Genomic DNA, 22,529 nt, shown 5'->3' on the forward strand with positions numbered 1-22,529 from the left:
AATATAAGCATTTATTAAATTTATTTTTTAATCTTATTTCCATGGTTCTTCGGAACCGATTGCCTCTTTAATATTTCGGAATCCGTGTTTCTCCATTTGTAAGATTAATCCATCTAAAATATCTGGAACTAAGGTTGGTCCTTCAAAAATCCAAGCAGTATAAATTTGTATCAATGAAGCACCAGCTGCGATTCTTTCCCATGCTGATTTTGGTGAACTTATGCCACCCACACCAATTAAAGGTAAATCATTATTTGTCGTCATTCTAAGCCTTTTAATAATTTCTAATCCTCTTTTTTGTAATGGCAGTCCACTAAGGCCTCCATTTTCTTGATCTAAAGTCTTGCCGGTTTTTTTGATTTTTAGATTTTTTAAATTAAATCGATTTAAGCTTGTATTGATTGCAATGATTCCATCAATTCCAGTTTCTTTCGCAACTTTAGCAATTTCATCAATCGCTTCATTTGAAAGATCTGGAGCTATTTTTATCAGCAAAGGAGGGCAATTGGATAAACCTTTTAGCGTTGTTATTAATTTTGTTATTTGTTGTGTTCCTTGTAATGATCTAAGGCCAGGGGTATTGGGAGAACTTACATTGATTACTGCATAATCTGATATGGGAGCCAATAGTTCTAAGGATAAAGCGTAGTCTTTGTGAGCTTCGTCAAGAGGAGTAATTTTTGACTTTCCTAAATTTATTCCCAGGATGCAAGGTCTATTCCCTGGCGAGGGAATTCTCTGTTTATCTAGAGTTTTTAGAAATGTTTTTGCTCCTTCATTATTAAATCCCATTCTATTTAGTGCTGCTTTTTCTTTCGCAATTCTAAAAAGTCTTGGTTTTGGATTACCTTTTTGGGCATGCCAAGTAATAGTCCCTAACTCGGCGAAACCAAATCCCAAATAGCTCCAAAGACCTGCTCCTACTCCATTCTTGTCAAAACCAGCAGCGAGTCCTAAGGGATTTTTAAAGTGAGAGCCAAAAATACTTTGATTTAAACTTTTGTTATTTCTTTGAAAATCTCTAGATGCTCTTGAGAGGATATTAGAAATTATTGGCAAATTTCTATTTAATGAAGCAAATTTAATCGCATTTATAGCTGAATTAGAAATTACTTCAGCATCAATACCCTCGTCTTGGGATAAAAGTTTGCCAAGGAGAATATTGTATATATCGTTTTTTTTATTTTCAGACAAAATCTTTTAATTCGATTTTTCTACCTTTAGAAAAAGCTACTGCAATAGCATCAACTCTGTCATTATCTTTTTCTCCGCTATGACCTTTGACATATTGAAGTCTGATTTTTGGGAGTTCTGGGTGGTCAAGAGCTTTCCATAAATCTTGATTCAGAACTGGCTTACCGGACGAAGTTTTCCAGCCTTTCTTTTTCCAATTTGGCATCCATTTTTCCATTCCATCAATTAAATACTTGCTATCAGTTTTTATAGTTAAGGAAGGATCGAATTTTATTTTTTTGAATTGTTCTAGAACAAATAAAGCAGCCTTTAATTCCATTCGATTATTTGTAGTCTCGGGGTTAAAACCACCAAATTCAACTTCACTTCCATCTTGGAACCTAATTAATGCTCCCCATCCTCCAGGACCTGGGTTTCCGCTACATGCGCCATCAGTAGCTGCGGCAATGGCAAATTTTTCTTTGTTAGACATAAAAAAACCGGTCTGAATAGACCGGTTTTATATAAGCAGAAAATAGGTGTTTTTCCAGTAACGATATTTATTTTAAAGTTACTTTTCCGCCAACTGCCTCGATTGCTTTCTTTAAAGCTTCAGCATCTTCTTTTGTTGCTCCTTCTTTTATTGTTTTAGGAGCAGCTTCAACTAAGGCTTTAGCTTCGCCAAGGCCTAAACCTGTGGCATTTCGAACTTCTTTAAGGACTTTGATTTTAGATGAAGCGTCAAAGCTTTCTAAAACTACCTCAAATTCAGTTTTTTCTTCGGCAGCATCAGCACCATCGCCACCAGCAGCAGCTCCAGGAGCTGCCATGACAACGCCAGCAGATGCGGCGGCAGATACACCAAAAGCTTCTTCTATTTGCTTGACAAGCTCAGAAGCTTCAAGCAAAGACAGGCTTTTTAATGAATCTAAGATTTCATCGGTTTTTGCAGACATGGTTTAAATCAGCAACTAAGTAAGTAGAAAACAAATTGTTAAACAAGGAGTATCAGCTCTCGCTGCTCTCAGAATGTTGTTTAAGAGACCTTGCAATTCCAGAGGGGACCTCATTTATACCAATAGCGATTTTGCTTGTTATGGAATTCATTGCACCAGCAATTTGTGCCATAAGTGCTTCCTTGCTAGGAAGTTTTGCAATCGCTTTGATTTCATCCTGAGATAGAAGTTTGCCTTCGAAAAGACCTCCTTTAGTCTCAGACTTTTGAGTTTCCTTTTGAAATGCTTGTACAGCTTTAACAGCACTCCCAACATCTCCTTTGATTAAAACAAAGGCGTTAGTTCCAGTAAGTAATGACTCCAAACCAGTCCAGGAATCTTTTCCTTTTATGGCTTGACGCATCAAGGTGTTTTTAGTCACCTTGCAGACACCATCGCTTTTCTGCAATCTTGAGCGCAAGTCAGACATCTCTTTTGTGGATAAGCCCTTGTAATCAAGAACCAAAGCCATTTCGGAGTTATCTAGTAGACCCTCTATTGTTTCGACGATCTGTTTTTTGCTTTCCAGCGTGCGGCCCATAATAATTGGATCGAATCGGGGGAAGAACTGGACATGCGGCCATATTTCCCTTGGGGGGATCGAGGCCGCTAACGATTCAATCCAAAAAGATAAAACCCTGCGTATGCCTCGGCGGGGTTTATAGATTCCATTAAACGCAAGGTTTAATAGCATCAGACCTGCTGTCTTTGGCTGGGCGCATGCCCTTGTGGTCAGACCACTGAGCTAATTTACAACAATGAGGGTCACTTTTCTTTCTGCAAGTCTTGTAATTCGTTGATATCTAATTCTACTGATGGTCCCATTGTAGATGTAATAAAAAAGCTTCTCCAGAATTTTCCTTTGGCTCCGCTTGGTTTATTTTTTTCTATTGTTGATTGCAATGTCTTCAAATTTTCTAGAAGTGCCTCTTCTGAAAAACTTGCTTTACCAAATCGAACATGAACAATTCCTGCTTTGTCTGCTCTGAATTCAAGTTTCCCGGCTTTAAATTCTTTAATAGCTGCTGCTAGATCGGTCGTAACTGTTCCTGCTTTGGGATTAGGCATAAGCCCTCTTGGCCCAAGCACTCTTCCAAGTTTGGCTACTTTGGGCATCATGTCTGGAGTGGAAATTAGAAGGTCAAAGTTCATTTCTCCTTTGTTAATTGAATCAACTAAATCTTCCTCTCCAGCCAGATCAGCGCCTGCTTTAGTTGCTTCGGCCACTTTTTCTCCACGTGTAACGACTGCTATTCGTATTTTCTGACCGGTTCCACTCGGTAAGGCAACTGTCGTCCTTAATTGCTGATCAGTATATTTTGGGTCAATACCTAGTCTTATGTGAGCTTCTATAGTTTCATCAAATTTAGCATTGGCATTCTCCTTAACTAGCTTGATGGCTTCAATTGGTGAATATGAACGCTCTTCCACTTTGGAAAGTAACGTTGTCATTCTTTTAGAAAAATTTTTCATAATAAATTGGGGTCCAATCGACTTTTAGTCTCCCCCGTTAATAGAACGTTTGATAATTTTACGATTTAATTAGTCCTTTATGGAAACTCCCATGTTTTTTGCTGTCCCTTCAATAACTTTCATCGCTGATTCGATACTAGTGCAATTAAGATCTGGAAGTTTGGTCTTGGCAATTTCTTCAAGTTGACTTTTGCTAATCGAACCAGCAGTTCCTTTTGCTGACTCGCCTGAGCCTTTTGCGATGCCCGCTGCTTTCGTTATCAAAACCGAAGCAGGAGGGGTTTTTGTTATGAAAGTAAAACTTCTATCTTCGAAAACAGATATTTCAACTGGGATAACAAAGCCAGCTTTGTCTTGGGTACGCGAATTGTATTCCTTACAAAACGCCATTATGTTTACACCATGTTGACCTAAAGCAGGCCCAACCGGAGGAGCTGGGTTAGCTTTGCCAGCCTGTAAGGCTAACTTGATCAGGGCTACTACTTTCTTTGCCATCGGCTGAAAATTGAACTAATGCGGAAAATCTGAAACTAATCAGATAAATTATCTAATAAACTTAACTCCTAGACTGACCAGACAGCAAAAGGAAATCAAAAATCAATTTTGTTTAGTTATTTGAGAGAATTCAAGCTCAACGGGAGTTTCTCTTCCAAAAATTGATAAAAGAGCCTTAAGTTTGTTTCTTTCTCCTGAAACTTCAATAACTTCCCCTTGGAAATCTTTAAAAGGACCTGAAGTAACAACAATCTGATCACCTTCTTCTACGTCCAATTTGACAACAGTTTTCTTTTCAGCTGCTCGTTTGAAAATTCTATTAACTTCTTGCCTGCTGAGTGGGCGTGGTTTTATGTGTCCCCGAGCTTTACCAGTGGCTCTGCGGTCTTCTGCACCAACAAAATTAATTACATTTGGAGTACTTCTAACAGCCATCATTGTGTCTTCATCTAAAACCATACGAACAAGAACATATCCAGGGAAAACTTTTTCTTCTGTTGTCTGCCTGCTGCCATCTTTTTTTAGCTTGACTGCTGGAGTTTGAGGGATTTCTATCTCTATGATTCTGTCACTGACTCCGAGTGTTATAGCTCTTTGTTCAAGTGTTGCTTTTACTTTTTTTTCGCAACTTGAGGCAACTTGTATGGCGTACCAACGCGCGATATTTGTTTTTATTGATTGTTGTGCAAAATGTGATGGATCATCATCTATTAATTCTGATCTATCAATTATTTTTGAATTTTTATTAGGAGTGGTTTCAATATCTGACACTGGAAAAAATTGTGAGTGGTTTAAAAATGTTGATTAGTCAACTCAGCGAAATATCTGAGTAGAAGCCCATCCATAAAAACGGCTTACAGCAGCGATTGATACTGCTGATAAAGTGACCATTAAAATCACAGCAACAGATTCGCTGAACAGTTGTTGGCGCGACGGCCATACAACAAGTTTCATTTCATCAATTGTAGAGGATAAAAAACTTTTTTTTAAGGCAGTCTTTTCCTGTTTTGTAGGAATTACCTTTTCTTGATCCTCTTTAGAGGTTTGACTTGTCACTTTGGGAAGATTAAAAGGAAGGTGCTTTTAAAAGAATGTCTATGAACCTACACTAACTTATGTTTAAGAGATTAGTTATCTATTAAAAAAAGAAGTTTTTTAGACTCATCATCTTTAGTCTCAACCCTTATTGATTTTGCACCTTCAAAAGCCTCTTCTAAAATTTGTGTGGCCAGTGGGTTTTCTAATCTTCTTCGAATCACTCTTCTTAGCGGTCTGGCCCCGTATTCAGGCTCATAGCCTTCATTAGCAAGAGTTTTAATGGTGTTTTCGTCAATAAAAAGATCTATACCTTGTTGCTTGAGAAGCTTCTTTAATTCATCAAGCTGAAGTCGAACTATTTGCTCTAAGCTATCTTGTTTGAGTGGACTAAATCGTATTATTTCATCAATACGGTTTAAAAACTCAGGTCGAAAATGTTTTGTTAGAGCTTCGTTGATTTTTTGATCTAATTCTTGGGCAAGAATATTTTTATTTGAATTTGCGCTTTGAACTTGAAGGGAATTATTCAATATCGCTTTGCTAGCCAGATTGCTAGTCATAACAATAACTGTATTTCTAAAATCTACTGTTCGACCTTGAGAATCGGTCAGCCTTCCATCATCTAATACCTGTAAAAGGATGTTGAAAACTTCTGGATGAGCTTTTTCTATCTCATCGAGCAGTAAAACTGCATAAGGTCTTTTTCTAATTGCCTCTGTTAATTGACCACCTTCTTCGTAACCCACATATCCAGGCGGTGCACCTAAGAGTTTTGAAACAGCATTTCTCTCCATATATTCACTCATGTCAAGTCTCAATAAAGCGTCCTCTTCATCAAATAAAGAACTTGCTAGTGATCTGGCAAGTTCAGTTTTTCCCACACCTGTAGGTCCTAGAAAAAGAAAGGAACCAATGGGTCTTCGAACATCCTGCATCCCAGCTCTTGCTCTACGAATTGCAGCTGAGACTGCTTGAACAGCTTTTAATTGACCGATAACTTTTTTTTCTAAGTCTTGTTCTAAATTTAAAAGTTTTTGTCTTTCAACTGATAAGACCTTTCTAACAGGGATACCTGTCCATCTTGAGACAACATCAGCTATATCTTCTGGGTTGACTTTGTCGGTTAGGAAGGAATTACCATACTCATTGTCTTCTTGCATAGAAATTTCTATTTCTTTTATTCTTTCTTGGATTTGATAAAGTTGTTCATATCTAAGTCTTTCTACTTCTTCCATATCTCCAGATAATTCAGCTTCTCTTATTAAATTTTTTAACTCTTCAACGTTTATTTTTAGTTCTTGTAATTCAGCTGACATATCAATTTGAACTTGCCATTTTTGTTTGATCTCAGCTAGCTCAAGGATTAGCAATTTTTTCTTTTCTTGTAGATTATTTAAAGTTGCTAATGTTGTCTCTTTATTTGCATTAAGAATTGATGATTCTAAATGATTAAGCTGAGATTCTTTCTCTGCTATAATCCTTGGCTTTGATGCAGATTCGATTTTTACTTGAGCTGAAGCCTCGTCGATCAAGTCAATAGCTTTGTCTGGTAGACATCTGTCACTTATATATCTTTGGGCCAAGCGATTTGCTGTGATCAGGGCTTCATCGGTAATAGTTACTCCGTGATGAAACTCATAATTTTCTTTAAGTCCTTTTAAAATTTCCAAGCTTAGATCTAAGCTTGGCTCTTTGATTAATACTTGCTGAAATCGTCTATCAAGAGCCAGATCTTTTTCGATTGTACGTCTATAATTCTCCGGAGTCGTTGCACCAATACATCTTAAATCACCACTGGCCAATAAAGGTTTTAATAGACTACCAGCATCAGTATTTGATCTGTCTTTGCTCGCAATTGTGTGTAATTCATCTATAAATAGGATTACTCCTTTTTCGCTATTACTGATTTCACTTAATAATGATCTAAAGCGCTCTTCAAATTGTCCTCGAAATTTAGCTCCAGCTATTAATGCTCCTATATCGAGTGAAATTAGTCTCAAGCCTTGAAGAGAATCAGGAATTTCATTGGCTATGATTTTTTGAGCTAATAATTCTGCAACTGCTGTTTTCCCAACACCTGGAGCCCCTATTAGGACTGGATTATTTTTACCTCTTCGAGATAAAACTTTTGTAATTGCTTTTATTTCCGACTCTCTTCCAATAACTGGGTCTAATTTCCCATTTTCAGCTTCGGCTGTCAGGTCTTTGCAGTATAAATCCAATGCACTTGACGTTTCATCAAGATTTAAAGGTTCTTGTTTTGATGTTATCTCTTCTTTAGTGAGGGGAGTAAGTGGTTCGGGGTCAGATGTCTTTGAAGTGTTTTTGGTTGAGACAGAGAACCTTGAATCTTTTTGTGATCTATCTTCTTTTTTATTAGTTTTAATTCTTTTTGATTTTTTAAATGATTTAGGCGCTGGTAGTCGTCTCAATTCCGCTTCAAGAATTTCGCTAGGGAGACCTGCTTGATAAAAAAGATCTTCTCCTAAGCGATTGTCTCTACCAATTGCGGTAAGGATATGAGATATCTCTATTTGATTAGATCCCCATCTAGAGCGAAAATTATCAGCTGTTTCAAGAAGAATTTCTAAATCTTCTCCAATAAATAATTCTGATTGGTTGTTAATTGGAAGTTCAGCTAGAAAGTTTTCTAAAATTTCATTTATTTCTTCATCGTTAACAGGTAAAGAATTTGTATATTTCTGAAATTTTTTATTTCTAAAAAGTACTTGAATAAGATGTTCAACGTCTAAATTCTGATGTCGCCACCTTCTTGCTGATTGCTCAGCTATGAGTAAAAGACTCCAAGCTTCATCGCTAAAAGAATCGGGTTCTGTAGTAAGACTTCCATTCATTTTCGATCAATTTTGATTCATTGTGTTCATTTGTCTTCTGAATTTAGATTGAGAGCTTTTTATCGATACGTGTATTTCTAGTTAAGACGAATTTGATTGATTAGGTCTTGGAAAGCAAGCTAGATTAGCAATTCAGGAACATATAGGAATAATGTAGTTCATAAGATCAAAAAATCATCTTAAATTCGTGGCTGATTCTCTAGAACTGGTAATTGATACCATAATGGCCCGAGAAGTTTTGGATTCTCGTGGAAATCCAACTGTAGAGGCTGAAGTGCTTTTAGAAGGAGGAGCTATTGGACGTTCGATTGTTCCAAGTGGGGCAAGCACTGGAGCCCACGAGGCTCATGAATTAAGAGATGGTGGAACGCGTTATCTGGGTAAAGGAGTTATCAAGGCAGTTGGTCACATAGAAGAAACTATTGCGCCCGCTCTATGTGGTCTTTCTGCCTTAGATCAAGCCACAGTTGATTCGGTAATGAAACAACTCGATGATACAGAAAATAAATCAAATCTTGGTGCAAATTCAATTCTTGCCGTCAGCATGGCTACAGCAAGAGCAGCGGCTAATGGATTGGGTTTGCCTTTGTATAGATATTTAGGTGGACCAATGTCATCTCTATTACCAGTGCCATTGATGAACGTCATTAATGGAGGCGAGCATGCTGCAAATAATTTAGATTTTCAGGAATTTATGTTGGTTCCGCATGGTGCCGAAAGTTTCAGAGAAGCATTAAGAATGGGAGCTGAGGTTTTTCATACGCTTAAAGATTTATTGAGTCAGAAAGGTTTATCAACTGCTGTTGGTGACGAAGGAGGATTCGCTCCAAACCTTGAAAGTAATAAAGCAGCAGGTGACCTCTTAATGCAAGCAATTGAACAGGCTGGATTTAGACCAGGGGATCAAATCTCTCTAGCTTTGGATGTTGCAAGTACGGAGTTTTATAAGCAGGGGCAATATTTTTATGGTGGGAATTCCTATTCCAGCGAGCAAATGGTTGAGGAATTGGCTGGATTAGTTAATTCATTTCCAATCATTTCTATTGAAGATGGATTAGCTGAAGATGATTGGGATGGCTGGAGCTTGCTTACGAAAAAACTTGGTAAAAAAGTGCAATTGGTTGGAGATGATTTATTTGTAACCAACACACTCCGGTTGCAAAGAGGCATTGATGAGAACATTGCAAATTCAATATTAATAAAGGTTAATCAAATAGGTTCTTTGACTGAAACGCTTGAAGCTATAGATCTTGCCTCAAGATCAAGTTATACAACTGTTATTAGTCATCGAAGCGGAGAAACTGAAGATACAACTATTGCTGATTTATCAGTAGCAACTAAATCTGGTCAAATTAAAACTGGTTCATTGAGCCGAAGTGAAAGAGTCGCGAAATATAATCAATTACTTCGTATTGAGGATGAGTTAGGCAGTCAAGCGACATATGCTGGACTTATTGGATTGGGACCTAGAGGAAGCTTTAAGAGTTGATTGTCACTATTTAAAGCTTTTTCTTCCTTGAAAATTATCTAATCGACTTTCGCTTCTCATCTTAAATTTTAATTTAATCCAGCTTATAGCTATTGGAAATCCAATACTTATTGGTATGAGAAATAGAAAAGGTCTACTAGTTGAAGCTAGTAAAGCTGAGGATATTGCAAGTGAGCCTAGAAGAACAGAATTACCTAATGATTGCTGAGCATTAATCATTCTTCTTAGTTGTCTATCTGATTCACCCATTCGCACCTGAAGTTGCAAGTCACCTTGCTCCAATCTTTCTAGATTTTCATCCAAGCGTTTTGGCAATCCAACAGCTTTACTGCCTATTTCAGTAACTTGTCTTCCTAATTCATTAAACAAGTCGTTAGAGTCTGGATTCTTTGAAGTCATAAGAGGTAGAAGGAAGGGTTTTGCTATTGCTATTAAGTTAAATTCAGGGTCTAAATATCTTCCAACTCCTTCAAAAGTTGATAATGCTCTAAAAACAAAAATCAACTCAATTGGAATTCTAAAGGGTTTTCCATAAGCCAGTTCAGATATATCTCCAGAGAGCTTTTCTATAATTTGAGAATCAAAAGGAGGTGTTAGGGCTTCGTTTAACATTATTCTTATTAATCTTCTAACTGGACCTATTTCCACATCTTTTTCTATTAGTCCAGCTATTTGTAGTTCTTTGACTAGTCCATTAACATCTCTCAACGCTGCGGCTTTGATCATTGAATTGAGCCTGCCTCTAATGCGCTCAGAGACAAAACCCATCATCCCAAAATCATAGTAAATAAGAGAACCGCCCTTAGAAACAGCTAGATTGCCGGGATGAGGATCAGCATGAAAAAAGCCATAATTAACCAACTGTTTTAAATAACTTGTGGCTCCAATCTTTGCGATTAAAGAAGTATCAACATCATTACTTTTAAGAGATTCAATATCATTTATCTTAATTCCTGGTAAATACTCCAAGCATAAAACTTTATTGGTACTCAAATCCCAAAAAACACTTGGAATTAAGATATCTGAGTCATCTATAAATTGTTGTTTAAATCTTGCAGCATATTGAGCTTCAATTCGAAAATCTAGCTCTCTGAGTAATACTCTTTTAGACTCCTTCGCAATGCCTACCCAGTCATTACCTCGACTTAAAGACTTTATCCTTTGAACTACTTTTGCAACTTGATTCATTACATCTAAGTCAAGCCTGAAAAATTTCTCTATGTCTGGCCTTTGGACTTTAAAAATAACATTTTTTTCATTGATTAATCTAGCTTTATGAACTTGAGCAAGCGAGGCTGAGCCAATTGGAGTCTTATCAATACTTATAATTTTTTGATACTTATCTCCAAGTTGCTTTTTTAATATTTGTTCAACTTTATCATATGCAAAAGGTGGAACTCTATCTTGTAAAGACATAAGCTCATTTACCCATGTAGAGGGAATAACATCAGCTCTTGCAGATAAAAGTTGTCCTAATTTTATAAATGCTGATCCTAAATTAACTAGCTCTTTTGTAAGCCACTTTGCTCTTAAAGTATTTCTTTTCTGTCTTCTTGTAGAGTTGTATCCTTTTAAATAAGTCCATTTTTTAGAATCAAACCATAAATAGAAAAGTAGACCTAATAATATTATCCAAATCCTAAGCCCTCTACCAAATCTTTGAAGTTGACTAGCTAGAAATATCAATTTTTCCCCTCAAGATCTTTATTAATATCAATAACCTTTGATCTGAGATTATCTATTTTTATTTGAATTGAATCTTCTTTAGTTAATTGTTCCTTAGAACTTTTTTCTTTTGATGCAGTAGTCTTTTTTTCTAGACGTTCAGATTCTTCAAAAACCTCTTCTTTAAAGCTAGACCACTCATTTTGGAGTTTTTGAGGTAATTCGTCAGCAATTTCAGTGAATTCTTGGGCAGATTTGAGCACCTTCTCAGTTATCCGAACTGCTATTCGGTTCATAGCTGCTTTTAGTAGTATTTCTGGGTCGCTCAATGTTTTAATTAATCCATTTACACTTTAGAAGATCTAGGGTTTTTTGTGTCTTCAGATTGAAACTGGATATATGCAGATTTGCTCTTAATCAATTAAATCTATTTAGAAGATTGTTTGTTATCACTCAACCTAGAAAATTTTCATTAGAGTTGAAGAATACAAACTTTTGATTTGATTTGGGGTTAAAGTTTAATCTATTAACTCAAGTGATTTCAAAACATCATTATCTCTTTTTGAAAGAGATCAAAACCTAACCAAGAGATTTTCCATTGGAAACCATTGAAACTGATGTTGTCATAGTTGGTGGTGGGCCTGCTGGTTGCAGTTGTGCGCTCTACACTTCCCGAGCAGACTTAAGAACAGTAATTCTCGATAAGAATCCCGATGTAGGTGCGCTAGCAATAACACATCAAATTGCCAATTATCCAGGAGTTTCTAGTGAAATGAGTGGCGAGGCCTTGTTGAAGTTGATGAGAGATCAAGCTACTCAGTATGGGGCTGATTATCGTAGAGCCCAGGTTTTTGGAATTGATGCTGGCGGCGACTGGAAAACTATTTACACTCCAGAGGGGACTTTTAAAGCAAAGGCACTTGTCGTTGCTAGTGGTGCAATGGGAAGGCCAGCATCATTTAAAGGTGAAGCTGAATTCCTTGGTAGAGGAGTCAGTTATTGTGCCACTTGTGATGGAGCTTTTTATAGAGATCGTGAAGTCGCTGTTGTTGGTATTAATAAAGAAGCCATTGAAGAAGCAAATGTTCTTACAAAATTTGCTTCCAAAGTCCATTGGATTACATCGAATGATCCAAAACCAGATGATCTTCACGCACAAGATCTTTTATCAAAACCTAATGTGAATCATTTGAGTAAGACGAGATTAATGCAGATTGAAGGCAATGATTCTGGGGTTACTGGTATTAAGGTGAAAAACCGATCAATTGATACTCATCAATATTTAGCTCTTGAAGGGGTTTTTGTTTATATGAGTGGATCTAAGCCTATTACAGATTTTCTTGGAGATCAGGTTGCTTTTAAGGAGGATGGAGGAGTTCTTGTAGATGACTTTATGTCGACAACAGTTGAAGGGGTTTGGGCTATAGGTGATATCAGAAATACACCTTTCAAGCAAGCTGTGGTTGCAGCATCTGATGGCTGTATAGCGGCTATGGCAATTGATAGATTTTTAAATAGTAGGAAATCAATTCGTGTTGATTGGGTTCACGCTTAGTTCGAGCACTAAGAAGTATTTTTTAAAGCGGGGTTGCTTCTGAAACATAGGCAAAACCTCCGTAGTAACTTAAAACAGTTTTTATGTTGTCTCGAATTTTATCAATTATCTCTTGCTCACAAAAAATAATTACATGAGCATTGGATCCAAATCCAGTAAATTCCATATCTTCAGTGACAACCCTTTCTGGTCCTCTTCCTGTTGCATGTTTCATAACAGTGTAACCAGGAACTTCAGCTTTTTCTAATGCAGAGAGAACGTCATCCAACTCCCTTTCGCTAAAGATTAAATCAAGTCTTTTCATAATATTCAGTTATCCAATTTGAGGAATCATTGTATTAACTAAGCCCATATAAACAGGTATTCCAAAAATTATGTTAAAAGGGAAAGTTAATCCAAGAGTTGTTGAAATGTAATAAGCAGGTTTAGCCTCAGGAACAGTCATTCTCATAGCGGTTGGTACAGCTAAGTATGAAGCACTAGCGCATAGAACTACAAATAAAAGAGCATTGCCTGGATCCAAATTTAGAAATCTAGCAACTACTGATCCTAGTACTGCATTAACTATTGGCATGAATATTGAAAACATTATGAGAAAGGCACCAGTCTTATTTAGTCGGGCGAGTCGTTGGGCAGCTACGATCCCCATGTCAAGAAGGAAAAAACATTCTGCGCCATAGAACAATTCAGCTGTGAATGGTTCCATTTTTTTTATGTCAGATGGATCAATAGCGGATGTTAAAAAACCAATTAGAAGGCTGCCAAGTAACAAATAGACAGAACCATTTAACATTGACTCATGAAGAATTGATCCCCATTTCATTTTCCTTTTGATAGGCCTATCTTTTTTGGGCGCCCCAAATTTGACTAATAGAAGACCAATGATTATTGCTGGAGATTCCATAAGTGCTAAAGCTGCAACCATAAAACCATCAAAAGGTATATTTTGACTTTCGAGAAAGCTTTCAGCAGTTATAAATGTCACTGCACTTATTGATCCATATGCTGCTGATATTGCTGCTGCATTAAAAACATCGAATTTAAATCTCAGTATTAAAAAGCAAATAAGTGGTATTAAAAGGGACATTACTATTGCTGCTATCACAGTTGGAAGAACTGGATAACCAAAGCTACTTTTTTGAAGCTCAATCCCTCCTCTGAAGCCTATAGCAAGCAAAAGATATAAAGAAAATAATTTTGGTAAAGGAGCAGGGATCTCAAAATCAGATTTTAATGCGTATGCAATTGCACCCAAAAAGAAAAATAATATTGGCGGGCTTAAAGCATTTTGGATGAAAAGGTTTTGTCCCATTTCTTGTTAGTTCTTAAAGCAAGCAATCAGAAGAAAATATTGATTATCAACCACTGAGGCTGTCAATTGCAGCTGAGAGGGCTTCTTTTCTTGTACCAATTACATCAACTCCAAATTTAGCCAGTCTGTCTTTTACTTTTCCTGTTGCACCAGCAACATATGCTTTTCTTGAGTTGTTTAGCGCTTCCTGAACCATATCTTCTATTGCGAGAGTTGCAGTAACTCCAAGCCTAGGAACATCAGTTATGTCAAGGATTAGAACTTTATAGTTTCTTACAAGCATCATTCTTTCAGTAATTCCTTTTGCTGCGCCAAAACTAAGTGGCCCTTTTAATCTGAAAAGCATTACTTCTCCAGCACAACGATCTAAAAGTGCTTTTTCATCTGAAGGGAGTTGTGCATTTGCTGCATTATTATTGGATGCTGAATTAAATGGGTTATCAGCTTCCATTCCCTCCAATTGAGTCTCTGTAATTGAATCAATAGTGAGCATATTGGCTATGAATACCCCAACTAGGACCGCCCATATCAAGTCCCAAAAAACTGTCATCAAGAGGACTCCATACATCACACTTGCAGTTTTCAGCGAAAGTCTATGAGCTCTTAATAAAAATCCCCAATCAATAATGTCTAAGCCAACTTTGATTAAAATTCCTGCAAGAAGAGCTGTAGGAATCTGAGCGGCTAGAGGACCAGCACCAAGTAAAACAAATAGTAATACAATTGAATGAACCATCCCTGAGATAGGAGTGGAACCTCCCGATTTGACATTTATTACTGTTCTCATGGTTGCACCAGCTCCAGGCAAACCCGTAAAAATACCTGCTACTGCATTTCCAATACCTTGTCCAATTAGTTCTCTATCAGAATTGTGCCTAGTTTGAGAAATATTATCTGCTACAAGAGATGTAAGAAGGGAGTCAATAGCACCAAGAACAGCAAGGACTAATCCAGCTTTAAGAATTATTGGGAAAAAATTATCAAAGCTTGGATCTGGGAGACTTAAAGAAAGACCACCTTCTGGTATTGCACCTATTCGGTCTATTGAACCATCGTCAAAAAGAAGTATTGATAAAGGAGTGACTATTAATAATGCTAAAAGAGGAGACGGGACCCATTGACTTATTTTGCGGGGAGTCAGAAACACTATCGCAAGTGTCATCACTGCAACTGCTATTGCAGCCCCATTTGGCTCGAAATTATTAACTAAAGTTGAAAGAGACTCTAATACTCCACCTCTAGTTGATATCCCAAGTAAAGGACCTAATTGAAGAGTAATTATGATGACTCCAATTCCAGACATGAAGCCTGAAACGACTGAGTATGGAACAAGTGTGATGTATTTACCAAGCCTTAGTAGACCAAATAAAATCTGAAACAATCCTCCAATGACAACCGCAGCCATTACTAAAGGAAGAATTTCGCCAGCAGATAAATCTCTGGGTACTCCTACAGCCGCCAAGCTAGCAACTACTCCAGCTACTGTTACGCTCATCGGTCCAGTTGGACCACTTACTTGAGCAGGAGTTCCACCAAATAATGCGGCGAGAAATCCAACTACGACTGCTCCGTAAAGGCCATAAATAGCGCCTCCAGGGCCAAGTGCAGCGTTACCAAACGCTAAAGCTAGTGGTAGGGCTACAACCGCAGCAGTTAAGCCGCCTAATACATCACCTCTAATATTTTTTAGGTGAAAGCCATTAATTAGCGCCAATCGACTCTCCTTACTTGATTTGACTTGAATAAGCCTATCTCTTCAAGGTTCCATTAAGTTCTGGGATCTCTACTTTTAAATACTTATATTGAATAAAAATCATTGAAAAGATTGATTTTTACTAAGAAGGCAGCGTGATTTTGATGGCATCAAATGGTTTTAAGGATTATTTCAAAATCCTTGGCGTTAGTAGAAATGCTACCGAAAAAGAAATTAAAAGTGCATTCAGGAAACTTGCTAGAAAATTTCATCCTGATTTACATCCACATGACGAGAGGGCTGAGTCCGAGTTCAAAGAAATAAATGAAGCTTATGAGATTCTTTCAGATTTGGATAAAAAAAAGTCTTATGAACAATTTTTAAATTATTGGTTCAAAAATAGAGACGGAAAGTCGAGAGATTTTTCTGGAGAAAATAATGATCAGCGCTTTGATGAGTATCTAAACTTTGATGATTTTTTGGGTGATTTAATTGAAAGATTTAGTGAGGTTGGTAAAGAAATTTACTCAAACATATCTTCAGATAATAATGCTCAATCATTAAATCTTGATGCTGATTTTAATTTGCAGATTAGTTTTCTAGAGGCTTTGAATGGAACAAAAAAGAATCTTTTAGTTAATGATGAACCTATCGAGGTGAAAATCCCAAAAGGAATTGAAACAGGATCAAAAATACGTATTAAAAACAAGGGTAATATTCAGTCCGGGAAAGGGAAAAGAGGAGATTTATTGATTGAAGTCAGTATTAAGTCTCATCCAATTTGGAAAGTGAAAGGTTTAGATGTGTATGCAGATTTACCTATCTCTTTAGATGAATTAGCTTTGGGAGCAAATATTTCGATTGCATCCCCCCAAGGAGATACATATTTATCAATACCTTCTGGAAGTTTACCTGATCAAAAATTGATATTAAAAGGTCAAGGATTACACAACTTAGATACCCAAGGAGATTTGTTTTTGACTCTAAAATTAAAGCTCCCTGAAAACTGGTCAGATGAGGAGTTGAGACTTCTTGAAAAGCTTAGATCTGTTCGAATAGATGAACCTCGTTTAAGTTGGTTCGATCAGGCTAGGACTTAAAGGAAGTAAAATGTAGTTATCTCTTATGTAGTTATCTCTATTGGTCAATATGGATCTTACTTATCGGCCCCGTCGTCTTCGTAGAACAAACTCTTTAAGAGATATGGTTAGAGAGCATAGTGTCTCTGCCTCTGACTTTATTTATCCTCTTTTTGTTCATGAAGGTTCAGATATTCAAGAAATTCCAGCTATGCCAGGTGCCTTTCGCTGGTCAATGGATGGCTTGGTTGATGAAGTTAAACGTGCGTGGGATTTAGGTATTAGATGTGTCGTGCTGTTCCCAAAAGTTCCAGACGAGCTAAAAACAGAAGATGGAGCTGAATGTTTTAATGAAAAAGGTTTAATACCAAGGGCTATTGAAAGATTGAAAGTTGAGATGCCTGAAATGTGTGTCATGACTGATGTCGCTTTAGATCCTTATTCTTGTGATGGTCATGATGGAATAGTTAGTAATCAAGGAATAATTTTGAATGATGAAACCGTTGATTATTTATGTAAACAAGCACTAGTCCAAGCACAATCTGGAGCAGATTTAATTGGACCTAGTGACATGATGGATGGAAGAGTGGGAGCTATAAGAGAAGCCTTAGATGATGAAGGTTTTGAACATGTAGGAATAATTAGTTATACCGCAAAATATTCGTCTGCCTATTACGGCCCTTTTAGAGAAGCTTTAGATTCTGCTCCTAGATCATTATCAAATAAACCTATCCCGAAAAATAAAAACACCTATCAGATGGATCCAGCCAATGCTAGAGAAGCCATAACAGAAGCTCAACTTGATGAACAAGAGGGATCGGACATCTTAATGGTTAAACCTGGTTTGGCTTACTTAGATATTATTTATCGCTTAAGGGAAGAATCAGAATTACCAATCGCTGCATATAACGTTAGTGGAGAATATTCAATGGTCAAAGCTGCTGCTCAAAAAGGATGGATTGATGAAAAGGCAATCGTTTTAGAAACTTTATTGAGTTTTAAAAGAGCTGGAGCAAATCTAATCCTTACGTATCATGCGTGTGATGCCGCAGGATGGTTAAAAGAACAATAGAGTTAGTTAAGAAAATCATTCAAAATTTCAATTTTCAATTAAAAGTAATGCCAGAAAAACAGTCAAACTTAAATATTGAAAGAGTTCATCGGCTCGGCCATGTAGCTATAAGAGTAGATGATGTTGATAGGGCTAAAAATTTTTACTTGAGTTTGGGCATGAAGCTTGTTTGGGATGATCCTGATTGGTGTTACTTAGAAACAGGAGACAATAAAGATGGCCTTGCTTTGCTTGGTCCGGGCTATAAAGCTGCTGGTCCGCATTTTGCATTTCATTTCACTAATAAAGATGAAATAGATAGAATTCATACTTCTCTAAAAAATCAAGGTGTAAAGGTTGGCGCTTTACATGATCATCGAGATGGAACTTCTTCTTTTTACTTGAAAGATACAGAAGGTAACTGGTTGGAAATGCTTTATCACCCATCGACAGGAATTCCAACAAACCAATAGAATTTAGGTAGACGAATGGGATTCACAATAAATCGTGATGATTCTGAAAAAACACAAATAATTCCAGAATCATTAGAGTTGCTTGAATGGCCAACTGTTTGTAGCCATTTGTCAACATTCGCAGTTACTCAACAAGGTCGTAATCAATGTAAAAGCTTTGATTTGCCATTAGAGATATCTCTTAGCCAAGAGCTATTGCTCCAAACGTTAGAAATTGGATCATTAGATATTTCTCTTGATGGAGGAATTTCTTTTGAAGGTGTTCATGATTTGGAAAATATTCTTTTGATATGCTCAAAAGGTGGTGTCGCAATAGGTGAGGATTTATTAAAAGTTGCTGATACTTTAAGAGCTGCTAGAAAATTACGAAAACTAATATTTGATCAATTTATACGTCCACGACTCTCTGCATTACTCAAAGATATTGCAACTTTGCCTGATTTGCAAAAACTCCTTGAATTTGGCCTGGATGAAGGTGGACGAATTGCAGATCGTGCTAGTCCAAAACTTTCTGAACTACGACGCTACAGGAATTCGGTACGTCTTCAAAGAAAAGATATTCTTCAAGATATTATCCGGAAACATGGTGGATTACTTCAAGATAATATTATTTCAGAAAGGTATGGAAGACCTGTTTTAGCATTTAAAGCTGGGAGTTCCGATAAGATTAAAGGAATGGTTCATGATAGTTCAGCTTCAGGAAATACGATTTATGTCGAGCCACAAGTTGTCATATCAATAGGGAATCGTTTAGCTAAAATAGATTCTGAAATCTCAGATGAAGAGAGGAGACTTTTAACTAATTGGAGTAAAGAGGTTGGTTTTAATGCAGATGTATTAGCTCATTTAGGAGAGATTCTTTTACAGATTGAGTTTGCATTGTCACGAGCACGTTACTCTAAATGGCTTAATGGAGTACCAGCAATTCTTGATGAAAAGGAAAATACACCATTTGAGATTAAAGATTTTCGTCATCCTTTATTAGTATGGAATGATTTTCATGAGAAAAAAAATACAGTAGTTCCAACTAGTTTTGATGTTTTATCTAATTTAAAAGTTGTTGCAATTACAGGTCCTAATACTGGAGGCAAAACAGTAGCGTTAAAAAGTATTGGTCTAGCAGTTTTAATGGCAAAAGCAGGAATACTTTTACCATGTACTGGTTCACCAAGATTACCTTGGTGTAAAAATGTTTTAGCTGATATTGGTGATGAGCAGTCTTTACAGCAAAATTTATCTACATTTAGTGGACATATTCTTCGTATAAGTCGAATACTCGATGCCATAGCTTCTTCCCCTGGTACGACTCTCGTTCTGTTAGATGAGGTTGGAGCAGGAACTGATCCCTCTGAAGGTACAGCTTTAGCTATGGCTCTATTAAAGATAATGGCGGATAGAGCACGATTAACTATTGCAACTACTCACTTTGGAGAATTAAAAGCCCTGAAATATAGTGATTCAAGATTTGAAAATGCTTCAGTTTCTTTTGATAGTGAAACAATAAAACCAACCTTTCATTTGCAATGGGGAATTCCTGGTAGGAGTAATGCAATTGAGATTTCAAAAAGACTTGGTCTTGATTCGGAAGTGATAAAACGTGCTCAAGAGTTTATTAATCCTGCAAGTGTTGATAATGTTAATCAAGTTATTAAAGGCCTAGAAAAACAACGTGAGCGGCAACAATCAGCAGCTGAAGATGCTGCTGCTTTATTAGCTAAAACTGAATTATTGCATGAAGAATTACTTAATAGTTGGCAGAAACAACGCCAACAATCGGAAGAGTTAAATGAACAAGGAAGGTTTAAATTGGAGTTATCAATTCGTGAAGGTCAAAAAGAAGTTAGACATTTAATAAAACGCTTGCGCGATCAAAATGCTAGTGGTGAGACAGCAAGAATTGCTGGTCAAAGATTACGGCAATTGGAAAAGGGATCTCGAGGCAATAAGCGAATCAAGCATGTTCAGAGTTGGGACCCAAAGATTGGGGACAAAGTTAGATTGACGTCTATTGATAAAGCAGGTGAAATAATTTCTTTTTCAGAAGATGGAATGCAATTAACAGTGCTATGCGGTGTATTTCGTAGCAAAGTCAGTTTAACTGAGGTAGAAAGTCTTGATGGTCAAAAGGCGGAAATAAATCCACTTGTGCAAGTAAAAACTTCGCAGGTAAAAAAGAATTTATCCTTAGTACGTACTAAAAAAAATACCTTAGATGTAAGAGGTTTAAGGGTGCATGAAGCCGAGGGGGTAATTGAAGAAAAATTGAGAAATTGTTCTGGAGCTTTGTGGGTTATTCATGGAATTGGTTCTGGAAAACTGAAAAAAGGTTTGAGGAAATGGTTGGGTTCACTCTCATATATTAAAAAAGTAGCCGATGCTGAACCTCATGATGGCGGACCTGGATGTAGTGTTGTATGGATGGTTGATTAAATTTAAGGTGAAAGTTATAAACAGTTTTTCAACTCTTTCATTTATCAAGGATCAATTTAAGAATTATTATTTATTTTATTGATCATATATAGTCCTAATGTAGTCCTAAATGCAATTTATTGATCAGGCCATTATTGATGTCAAAGCAGGTTCAGGTGGTGACGGTATCTCTGCTTTTAGAAGAGAAAAATATGTTCCAGCAGGTGGCCCTGCGGGAGGAGATGGAGGACAAGGAGGAAATGTTGTTTTAGAGGCTGATGATAATTTGCAAACTCTTTTGGATTTCAAATTTCAAAAATTAATTTCTGCTGAGAATGGTCAAAGGGGTGGTCCTAATAAATGCACTGGAGCATCAGGAAAAGATACTGTACTTAAAGTTCCATGCGGAACAGAAGTAAGACATCTCTCTACAAATATTATTTTTGGTGATTTAACTCACAAAGGCCAGCAACTTATTGTCGCGTTTGGTGGAAAGGGAGGTTTCGGTAACGCTCGCTATTTATCAAATAGCAATAGAGCCCCAGAAAAATTTACTGAAGGGGAAGATGGGGAAGCATGGTCATTTCAATTGGAATTGAAATTGCTAGCAGAAGTAGGAATTATTGGCTTGCCAAATGCAGGTAAAAGTACGTTGATTTCTGTACTTTCTTCAGCAAGGCCAAAGATTGCTGATTATCCATTTACAACTTTAATTCCTAATCTCGGAGTAGTAAGAAGACCATCAGGAGACGGAACAGTTTTTGCAGACATTCCTGGTTTAATTTCAGGAGCTTCAAAAGGTATTGGATTAGGACATGATTTTCTCAGACATATTGAAAGGACAAAGGTTTTGCTACATTTAATCGATTCAGCATCAAATGATCCGATAAATGATTTCAAAACTATTAATGAGGAATTAACGTCTTATGGCCATGGTTTAATTTCTAGACCTAGAATTTTTGTACTTAATAAAAAAGAATTATTAAACGAGAATGAAGTTAAAAAACTTTCAAATGAAATTGAGAAATTAATTGGAAAAAAGGTACATATAATTTCAGCAGTAACGAAATTTGGTCTGGATGGTTTGTTGAGTTCTATTTGGAACGAACTTGGATATTAATTGTCATGAGTGAATCATACCTACTTGTCTAAGAGTTAATTCTTGGTCATAACTAAATAGAGTCTTTAAAATTATGAATTTTTACAGTTGTTTTGATGGACAAGGAGAAATTATTGCTCGTTGCCAGACTGATCAAGATATTAACGTTCTGAGGAAAATGGGCAGACCAATAGTCGAGATACGCCAAATGAAAAACGAAGAGGCAGTCGTATGTTCTTTAACCGGAAGCCCTTCAGATTTTAATATGGATTATTAGTTGTTTAAGAAAAGGAGGGGGGAGCAATTGCCCCCCTCCTTTTCTTAAAATTAATCATCGTAGACCAAGCACTCTGGCTCATCAGGGTTAGCGTCGCAGAAAAGTTCAAGCGCGTTTGGATCATGCTTATCTTCGGGATGATGCTCTTTATATTCCTCGAGAGAATGAAGCTCATCTGTCAAATGCCTCACTTTAGGATCATTGCCTGAAGCCTTAGCAGTCTGGATCTCTGACTGATCCTTTTGAATATGCTCGTCGATGGATTTCATAGAGTCTTAAAGGAGCAAAATCTTTAACTAATACAAGATAATTATGTCGGGGGAATATTGCACGTGCATTGTGAATTTGGTTGGATTTCCTCACCATTTGCTGACATGTCATACTTCACATCACTTTTC

The 22,529-nt window shown here is 36.9% G+C and carries 23 protein-coding genes; 8 read left to right on the forward strand and 15 right to left on the reverse strand.

Going from position 1 to position 22,529, the window contains the following annotated elements:
* Positions 1-33 precede the first annotated feature (33 nt).
* The 9 genes from AC6EJB_RS09235 to AC6EJB_RS09275 form a co-directional block, all read right to left on the reverse strand.
* Complete coding sequence (locus AC6EJB_RS09235; RefSeq protein ID WP_498491148.1) at positions 34-1,194, reverse strand: quinone-dependent dihydroorotate dehydrogenase; 1,161 nt, start codon at positions 1,192-1,194, stop codon at positions 34-36.
* Entirely contained in the window at positions 1,187-1,666 is a 480-nt protein-coding gene (locus AC6EJB_RS09240; protein WP_498491149.1) for a ribonuclease H family protein, read from the reverse strand. The genes AC6EJB_RS09235 and AC6EJB_RS09240 overlap by 8 nt, the downstream gene beginning before the upstream one ends.
* Before the next feature lie 67 nt (positions 1,667-1,733).
* A complete protein-coding gene (gene rplL, locus AC6EJB_RS09245; protein ID WP_011823058.1) occupies positions 1,734-2,129 on the reverse strand; it encodes a 50S ribosomal protein L7/L12 in 396 nt (131 codons plus the stop codon).
* 52 nt (positions 2,130-2,181) lie between these two features.
* A complete protein-coding gene (gene rplJ / locus AC6EJB_RS09250) occupies positions 2,182-2,709 on the reverse strand; it encodes a 50S ribosomal protein L10 (RefSeq protein WP_498491150.1) in 528 nt (175 codons plus the stop codon).
* Positions 2,710-2,933: 224 nt separating this feature from the next.
* The gene (gene rplA, locus AC6EJB_RS09255; RefSeq protein ID WP_498491151.1) at positions 2,934-3,641 is read right to left on the reverse strand and encodes a 50S ribosomal protein L1; all 708 of its coding nucleotides are present in this window, start codon (positions 3,639-3,641) and stop codon (positions 2,934-2,936) included.
* Between the two features lie 69 nt (positions 3,642-3,710).
* Positions 3,711-4,136, reverse strand: coding sequence for a 50S ribosomal protein L11 (gene rplK / locus AC6EJB_RS09260; RefSeq protein WP_498462090.1), 426 nt, complete (start codon positions 4,134-4,136; stop codon positions 3,711-3,713).
* Positions 4,137-4,238: 102 nt separating this feature from the next.
* Positions 4,239-4,847 carry a transcription termination/antitermination protein NusG gene (gene nusG / locus AC6EJB_RS09265; protein WP_498493022.1) on the reverse strand — a complete coding sequence of 203 codons (609 nt, stop codon included), beginning with the start codon at positions 4,845-4,847 and terminating at the stop codon, positions 4,239-4,241.
* A gap of 102 nt (positions 4,848-4,949) precedes the next feature.
* Positions 4,950-5,192 (reverse strand): preprotein translocase subunit SecE, encoded by a 243-nt coding sequence (secE, locus tag AC6EJB_RS09270; RefSeq protein WP_498491152.1) that lies wholly within the window; start codon positions 5,190-5,192, stop codon positions 4,950-4,952.
* A gap of 71 nt (positions 5,193-5,263) precedes the next feature.
* Positions 5,264-8,029, reverse strand: a complete 2,766-nt coding sequence (locus tag AC6EJB_RS09275) for an ATP-dependent Clp protease ATP-binding subunit (protein WP_498491153.1) — start codon at positions 8,027-8,029, stop codon at positions 5,264-5,266.
* Between the two features lie 187 nt (positions 8,030-8,216).
* Here AC6EJB_RS09275 and eno point away from each other — a divergent pair, with 187 nt between their 5' ends.
* Positions 8,217-9,518, forward strand: a complete 1,302-nt coding sequence (eno, locus tag AC6EJB_RS09280) for a phosphopyruvate hydratase (RefSeq protein WP_498491154.1) — start codon at positions 8,217-8,219, stop codon at positions 9,516-9,518.
* Positions 9,519-9,524: 6 nt separating this feature from the next.
* Here the strand turns inward: eno and AC6EJB_RS09285 are convergent, their stop codons facing one another.
* Both AC6EJB_RS09285 and AC6EJB_RS09290 read right to left on the reverse strand, forming a co-directional pair.
* Complete coding sequence (locus AC6EJB_RS09285) at positions 9,525-11,204, reverse strand: ABC1 kinase family protein (protein WP_498491155.1); 1,680 nt, start codon at positions 11,202-11,204, stop codon at positions 9,525-9,527.
* A complete protein-coding gene (locus AC6EJB_RS09290; protein WP_498491156.1) occupies positions 11,201-11,512 on the reverse strand; it encodes a hypothetical protein in 312 nt (103 codons plus the stop codon). Before AC6EJB_RS09290 ends, AC6EJB_RS09285 begins: the two co-directional genes overlap by 4 nt.
* Before the next feature lie 269 nt (positions 11,513-11,781).
* Here AC6EJB_RS09290 and AC6EJB_RS09295 point away from each other — a divergent pair, with 269 nt between their 5' ends.
* Positions 11,782-12,738, forward strand: coding sequence for an NAD(P)/FAD-dependent oxidoreductase (locus AC6EJB_RS09295; RefSeq protein ID WP_498491158.1), 957 nt, complete (start codon positions 11,782-11,784; stop codon positions 12,736-12,738).
* Positions 12,739-12,760: 22 nt separating this feature from the next.
* Here AC6EJB_RS09295 and AC6EJB_RS09300 read toward each other — a convergent pair whose 3' ends face one another.
* Genes AC6EJB_RS09300 through AC6EJB_RS09310 form a run of 3 tightly spaced genes read right to left on the reverse strand, consistent with a single transcriptional unit; the run spans position 12,761 to position 15,764 of the window.
* Positions 12,761-13,042, reverse strand: a complete 282-nt coding sequence (locus AC6EJB_RS09300; protein ID WP_498491160.1) for a P-II family nitrogen regulator — start codon at positions 13,040-13,042, stop codon at positions 12,761-12,763.
* Between the two features lie 9 nt (positions 13,043-13,051).
* On the reverse strand, positions 13,052-14,050 hold the full coding sequence (locus AC6EJB_RS09305; RefSeq protein ID WP_498491161.1) for a sodium-dependent bicarbonate transport family permease: 999 nt from the start codon (positions 14,048-14,050) through the stop codon (positions 13,052-13,054).
* Between the two features lie 46 nt (positions 14,051-14,096).
* The gene (locus AC6EJB_RS09310) at positions 14,097-15,764 is read right to left on the reverse strand and encodes a SulP family inorganic anion transporter (protein ID WP_498491162.1); all 1,668 of its coding nucleotides are present in this window, start codon (positions 15,762-15,764) and stop codon (positions 14,097-14,099) included.
* A 143-nt stretch (positions 15,765-15,907) separates the two neighbouring features.
* On the opposite strand from AC6EJB_RS09310, the gene AC6EJB_RS09315 reads away from it, so the two are divergent.
* The 6 genes from AC6EJB_RS09315 (at position 15,908) to AC6EJB_RS09340 (ending at position 22,131) form a co-directional block, all read left to right on the forward strand.
* Positions 15,908-16,843 carry a DnaJ C-terminal domain-containing protein gene (locus AC6EJB_RS09315; protein WP_498491164.1) on the forward strand — a complete coding sequence of 312 codons (936 nt, stop codon included), beginning with the start codon at positions 15,908-15,910 and terminating at the stop codon, positions 16,841-16,843.
* A gap of 49 nt (positions 16,844-16,892) precedes the next feature.
* The gene (hemB, locus tag AC6EJB_RS09320; RefSeq protein WP_498491165.1) at positions 16,893-17,894 is read left to right on the forward strand and encodes a porphobilinogen synthase; all 1,002 of its coding nucleotides are present in this window, start codon (positions 16,893-16,895) and stop codon (positions 17,892-17,894) included.
* Between the two features lie 47 nt (positions 17,895-17,941).
* Positions 17,942-18,346 carry a VOC family protein gene (locus tag AC6EJB_RS09325; RefSeq protein ID WP_498491166.1) on the forward strand — a complete coding sequence of 135 codons (405 nt, stop codon included), beginning with the start codon at positions 17,942-17,944 and terminating at the stop codon, positions 18,344-18,346.
* Positions 18,347-18,361: 15 nt separating this feature from the next.
* Positions 18,362-20,776, forward strand: coding sequence for an endonuclease MutS2 (locus AC6EJB_RS09330; RefSeq protein WP_498491167.1), 2,415 nt, complete (start codon positions 18,362-18,364; stop codon positions 20,774-20,776).
* 109 nt (positions 20,777-20,885) lie between these two features.
* A complete protein-coding gene (gene cgtA, locus AC6EJB_RS09335; RefSeq protein ID WP_498491168.1) occupies positions 20,886-21,875 on the forward strand; it encodes an Obg family GTPase CgtA in 990 nt (329 codons plus the stop codon).
* A 73-nt stretch (positions 21,876-21,948) separates the two neighbouring features.
* Positions 21,949-22,131, forward strand: a complete 183-nt coding sequence (locus AC6EJB_RS09340; RefSeq protein WP_498491169.1) for a hypothetical protein — start codon at positions 21,949-21,951, stop codon at positions 22,129-22,131.
* A gap of 50 nt (positions 22,132-22,181) precedes the next feature.
* Here the strand turns inward: AC6EJB_RS09340 and AC6EJB_RS09345 are convergent, their stop codons facing one another.
* A complete protein-coding gene (locus AC6EJB_RS09345; protein ID WP_498491170.1) occupies positions 22,182-22,400 on the reverse strand; it encodes a CP12 domain-containing protein in 219 nt (72 codons plus the stop codon).
* Between the last annotated feature and the right edge of the window lie 129 nt (positions 22,401-22,529).

This window comes from Prochlorococcus sp. G4PB17, assembly GCF_059772445.1.

Coding starts and splice junctions, on each gene's coding strand:
- AC6EJB_RS09240 (WP_498491149.1), bottom strand. CDS start 1,666: ATGTCTAACAAAGAAAAATTTGCCATTGCCGCAGCTACTGATGGCGCA.
- rplL (WP_011823058.1), bottom strand. CDS start 2,129: ATGTCTGCAAAAACCGATGAAATCTTAGATTCATTAAAAAGCCTGTCT.
- rplJ (WP_498491150.1), bottom strand. CDS start 2,709: ATGGGCCGCACGCTGGAAAGCAAAAAACAGATCGTCGAAACAATAGAG.
- rplA (WP_498491151.1), bottom strand. CDS start 3,641: ATGAAAAATTTTTCTAAAAGAATGACAACGTTACTTTCCAAAGTGGAA.
- rplK (WP_498462090.1), bottom strand. CDS start 4,136: ATGGCAAAGAAAGTAGTAGCCCTGATCAAGTTAGCCTTACAGGCTGGC.
- AC6EJB_RS09275 (WP_498491153.1), bottom strand. CDS start 8,029: ATGAATGGAAGTCTTACTACAGAACCCGATTCTTTTAGCGATGAAGCT.
- AC6EJB_RS09300 (WP_498491160.1), bottom strand. CDS start 13,042: ATGAAAAGACTTGATTTAATCTTTAGCGAAAGGGAGTTGGATGACGTT.
- AC6EJB_RS09305 (WP_498491161.1), bottom strand. CDS start 14,050: ATGGGACAAAACCTTTTCATCCAAAATGCTTTAAGCCCGCCAATATTA.
- AC6EJB_RS09315 (WP_498491164.1), top strand. CDS start 15,908: ATGGCATCAAATGGTTTTAAGGATTATTTCAAAATCCTTGGCGTTAGT.
- hemB (WP_498491165.1), top strand. CDS start 16,893: ATGGATCTTACTTATCGGCCCCGTCGTCTTCGTAGAACAAACTCTTTA.
- AC6EJB_RS09325 (WP_498491166.1), top strand. CDS start 17,942: ATGCCAGAAAAACAGTCAAACTTAAATATTGAAAGAGTTCATCGGCTC.
- AC6EJB_RS09330 (WP_498491167.1), top strand. CDS start 18,362: ATGGGATTCACAATAAATCGTGATGATTCTGAAAAAACACAAATAATT.
- cgtA (WP_498491168.1), top strand. CDS start 20,886: ATGCAATTTATTGATCAGGCCATTATTGATGTCAAAGCAGGTTCAGGT.
- AC6EJB_RS09340 (WP_498491169.1), top strand. CDS start 21,949: ATGAATTTTTACAGTTGTTTTGATGGACAAGGAGAAATTATTGCTCGT.
- AC6EJB_RS09345 (WP_498491170.1), bottom strand. CDS start 22,400: ATGAAATCCATCGACGAGCATATTCAAAAGGATCAGTCAGAGATCCAG.